This is a genomic window from Microcoleus sp. B6-A1, assembly GCF_036705085.1.
Lineage (GTDB): Bacteria > Cyanobacteriota > Cyanobacteriia > Cyanobacteriales > Microcoleaceae > Microcoleus.
Map to the genome: position 1 here is coordinate 1 of NZ_JAUBTU010000037.1, position 4327 is coordinate 4327.

Genomic DNA, 4327 nt, shown 5'->3' on the forward strand with positions numbered 1-4327 from the left:
CCTACCGAAACTGGTCTAAACTAACTATGTCATTCTACCACAAATATAGTCTGTCTACTTACGCCGAGCTGTACTAGCTAATCTCCCACAATTTTTTACTGTTACCCCACCTGTAAGGTGCGCTGGGCGCACCCTACCAACTTAACAGCCAGAGAGAGGACTGAAGTCCTCACTACGAACAAAGGAATGATTAATCATCCACTCCTGCAATCGGCGCAAAACCTTGCCGCTGAATATTTTCAGTTATGGTGCGGGGTTCGAGGAATTGCAGCAAATAATCCGGGCCACCTGCTTTAGAACCAACTCCCGAAAGTTTGAATCCTCCGAAGGGTTGCCGCGATACCACAGCCCCGGTAATTCCGCGATTGATGTACAGGTTTCCGACTTCAAAATCGGATGCTGCTCGATCGATATGCGAAGGCGTGCGAGAATACAATCCGCCGGTTAAAGCAAAATTCGTGCCGTTAGCAATAGCAATCGCTTCGCTGAAATTATGAGCCCGAATCACCGACAAAACCGGGCCGAAAATTTCTTCTTGGGCGATAGTTGCTGTGGGCGATACTTCCGTAACAATGACTGGGCCGACAAAATAACCGGTTTCCGGTGCCGGCATTTCTAAAGCTATTTTAGCTTCGGCGCGACCTTTTTCGATGTATTCGCGGATGCGCGACTGGGCATTTGCATCGATCACAGGGCCGACTTGAGTGCCGGGATTTTCTGCAGGACCGACATTGAGCGATCGCGTCGCTTCTACCAATCTTGCGACAAAATTATCGTACACTGATTCGACCACAATTACTCGCGAACAAGCGGAACATTTTTGGCCGCTGTATCCAAATGCCGAATAAACTACGCCTGCAACTGCTTGGTCTAAATCCGCACTTTCATCGACAATAATTGCATTCTTGCCGCCCATTTCAGCAATTACTCGTTTCAGGTGTTTTTGTCCAGGCTGCAAAATCGCAGCATCGGCATAAATCTGACAGCCCACTTCCTGAGAACCAGTGAAAGTAATCATGTGAACGTCAGGATGTTTCACCATGTAAGCACCGACGGTTGAACCTTTGCAAGGCACGTATTGAAATACGCCTTTGGGGATTCCGGCTTCTAGCAATATTTCAGCTATTTTCGCTGCAATTACTGAGGAAACTTCCGCAGGTTTGAGCAAAGTACAATTTCCAGCAACTAGGGATGCAACTGTCATGCCGACGGGAATTGCGAGGGGGAAATTCCACGGCGAAATGATTAAAGAAATGCCGCGTGGCTGATAGCTATAACGGTTAGTTTCTCCGGGGATGTCGTAATTTTTACCTTGTTCTAACCGTTCCATTTCGTCGGCGTAGTAGCGGCAAAAATCAATAGCTTCGGAGACTTCGGCATCGCATTCTCTGACGGGTTTGCCGACTTCAAACACCATCCAAGCTGACAGTTCGTGCCGCCGCTGTTCCATCAATTCTGCGGCTTTGCGGAGGACGCCGGCGCGCTGGCGGACGGGGGTTTTTCGCCAACTGGTGGAGGCTGCTTTTGCTGCTTCCAGGGCTTGTTTTGCCTGTTCTTCGGAAAGCAATCCGATGTTGCCAACTACTTCTGTGGGATTGGAAGGGTTGAGGGAATTAACTGTTGCTTCAGTATTTTGGTACTCGCCATTGATTAGGGGTAAATAGGTTTTACCTAAGTTAGCCCGCACTGATTTGATGGCTGTTTCTGCTTGTTGCCGCAATTTGGTATTAGCGTAGTCGGTATCGGCAACGTTGGGAAATACTTTGCTGTAAACTAGCTGGTCATTTCCGTTAGCAACGGGCGCGGCTAACAATTGTTCGATCGGCATTTCTTCGGAACTTTGCCGGATGAAAGAACTGTTGGCGGTATTTTCCAGCAAACGGCGGATCAAATAAGCCATTCCCGGCAGCAAATCGCCGTAGGGACAGTAGACTCGGACGCGATAACCCCGATCGACCAAAAGCTTAGCCAATTTGTCGCCCATGCCATACAGCACTTGCATTTCAAAGCGGCGGCGCGGTATATTGAGAGTTTCGGCAATGGCGATCGCCCTTGCTTGCGATCGTACATTATGACTGCCAATAGCTGCATACAAATATTCGTGATTTTCGAGCAGCAACTGCGTCATCTGCTCGAAATTTGCATCGGTAGTAACTTTGTCATTGTAGACCGGCTGCGGCCAATCTTTCTGCATCGCTTTGATAGTTTCCTGATCCCAGTAAGCGCCTTTTACCAGCCGCACTGTCACCGGATTTCCGCGTTTTTTTGCCCAGGCAATAAGACCTTGCAAATCTTGAGCACTGTCGCGCAAATATGCTTGCAATGTAATTCCAATATCCGTGCGACTGCGAAACTCTTCCTCTAACAATAAGTCTTTGAGAATGCTCAGAGTTAAACTCTTGTAAGCATACTGTTCCATATCGAAATGAACAGCCGCGCCCAATTCCTTCGCGCGGCGCAGTAACAGGCGAATTCTCTCGCTTACTTTCTCCTCGCTACCTTTAGCATCCAAAGGGTCAAACTGAGAATAAAAAGCCGTTAACTTTACCGATACTTGCACTCGCGGCAAAGTTTCATCATCAGCTTTGTCAATTGCATCTACCTGCGACCAATTTTTTGCTGCCTTCGCCAGCTCCTCCATCAATTCCAAATAGCGGTTAAGATAAATTTGCGCCTCAGTTTCAGTGATGACAGCTTCCCCCAAAAGGTCAACTGTAAAACCCATTTTATCCTTGCGAAGCCGCTCTAAAGTTTTAACTACCTGCTTGATATTTTCCCCAGAAATATACTTGTGCGCCAAAGTTTCCACCGCAGGCGCAACCGTTGTCGCAGCCAATTGTCCAGGAATCGAATCAGCGTTAGTAAAATTGAGCAATTTTTTCAAAGCTTCGGGCAATTCTACCTCTTGGGCGGTCAGGTATTCTTGGAGGTGGCGGGCAATTTCCGGCTTGCTGCGGAGTGCCGGCAAACAGTCAATGAATCGAAACAATTGCACCCGCAGTCCGGGGCTAGCCATCGCCCAATCCATTAGTTTGTCGTCCCAGCGCATTTGGTCTTGGAGTTGACCGAAAAAAGATCGCTTTTTGTCTTGAGTTGCCTTCAGGATTTCTTTGGCAATTTCTTGGGTTTTTGCTTCGTAGATGCTTGGAGATATTTGTGCAACCATTGGTAATTAGTAATGGGTAATTTGTAATTGGCAACCAGGGCGGGTTTATGTATTGTGTAACTACCCCCTGATACAATTATAGTTGCTATTTGACTTCAATTTTAACTTGGTAGTTTGCTTGGCGATCGCCTGAAATTTCAATGGTATAATCGCCGCTACTGGCTAGTTGACCTTGCCACTGACCTGTGCTATCAGCAGTACCTAAATTTTGACCGTTAGGAGCAATAATTGCTGCGCTAACTTGACCTTCTTGAACCTTTATTGTCATGCTTTGGCCGCTATTGCACTCCAGTAAGTAGCGCCTGGATATGTTGGCTCGCAAACTATTGCTCAGAGTAGTTCCCGTAGCACCGGCTTGAAAGTAAACTCGCTCGGTTACAGGGGTTTCAACCGCAGCGGGAGTTGGAGTTGGAGAAGGCAACGGCAAAGGAGAAGGCAACGGCGAAGCAAGTTGCGGAACACCAGACAGAGAGGGGATTTGAGTGGGACGGGGCGACGGAGGGAATGTGGCGGGCCGTCCATTTTCAGGGGCTAGGGGAAGTCCGGGCCGACGGTTGACGGGCGCTGTGGCGACAGGCGGAGGGCTTTCGGGGAGGGGTACGTCAGCGGGTAGTTTGATTTGAAGGTTCGCTCTTTCCTGATACATTCTCCACGCTAGCAAACTGCCGAGACTAAGGACGGAACCGACTAAGATTCCGCTGAGAAAAACTGCTAAGATTTGCCACGAGCGAGCTGGTTTGGGTTCGGGGTTGGCAGTTGGAATTGTTGGAGGCGGATCACTTGTAATTTGAGTTGTTTCCGGCGTACTATCGGCGGTAACGGGAATTGTTTCGGCTGCGTCGATTGGCGCTGAAATATCTTCGGGCGCGCCAATTTCTGCGGTAGTTTCTGCTGATGCGGAAGTTGAATCAGCCCTGGCAATTTCACTGCGCTCGAACTCATCGCTGCTAGGGGAAATTATTTCCGGGTGCTGAGTCAAAATTTGTTTTTTTTCCTGTTCGTCGCTCATGGGGCTAAAATTATTTTACAAAGACCGCTTTTAGACATTTTACGTTACTGGTGCGATCGCCTGCACTGAAATTATCTAGCAGAATGAAGAAAGCACGACACTGATTTTGACACGGATACACGCATCTTGCCTGTTCATAAAAATGGTACTTG

Annotated in this window: 2 protein-coding genes; both read right to left on the bottom strand. The window is 48.3% G+C overall.

Annotated elements, in window-relative coordinates; translation table 11 throughout:
• Positions 1–190: 190 nt before the first annotated feature.
• On the bottom strand, positions 191–3166 hold the full coding sequence (gene pruA, locus QUB11_RS15530; protein ID WP_333204247.1) for an L-glutamate gamma-semialdehyde dehydrogenase: 2976 nt from the start codon (positions 3164–3166) through the stop codon (positions 191–193).
• Between the two features lie 85 nt (positions 3167–3251).
• Positions 3252–4175: a hypothetical protein gene (locus tag QUB11_RS15535; protein ID WP_333204245.1), complete on the bottom strand. Its 924-nt coding sequence runs from the start codon at positions 4173–4175 to the stop codon at positions 3252–3254.
• Positions 4176–4327: the final 152 nt, after the last annotated feature.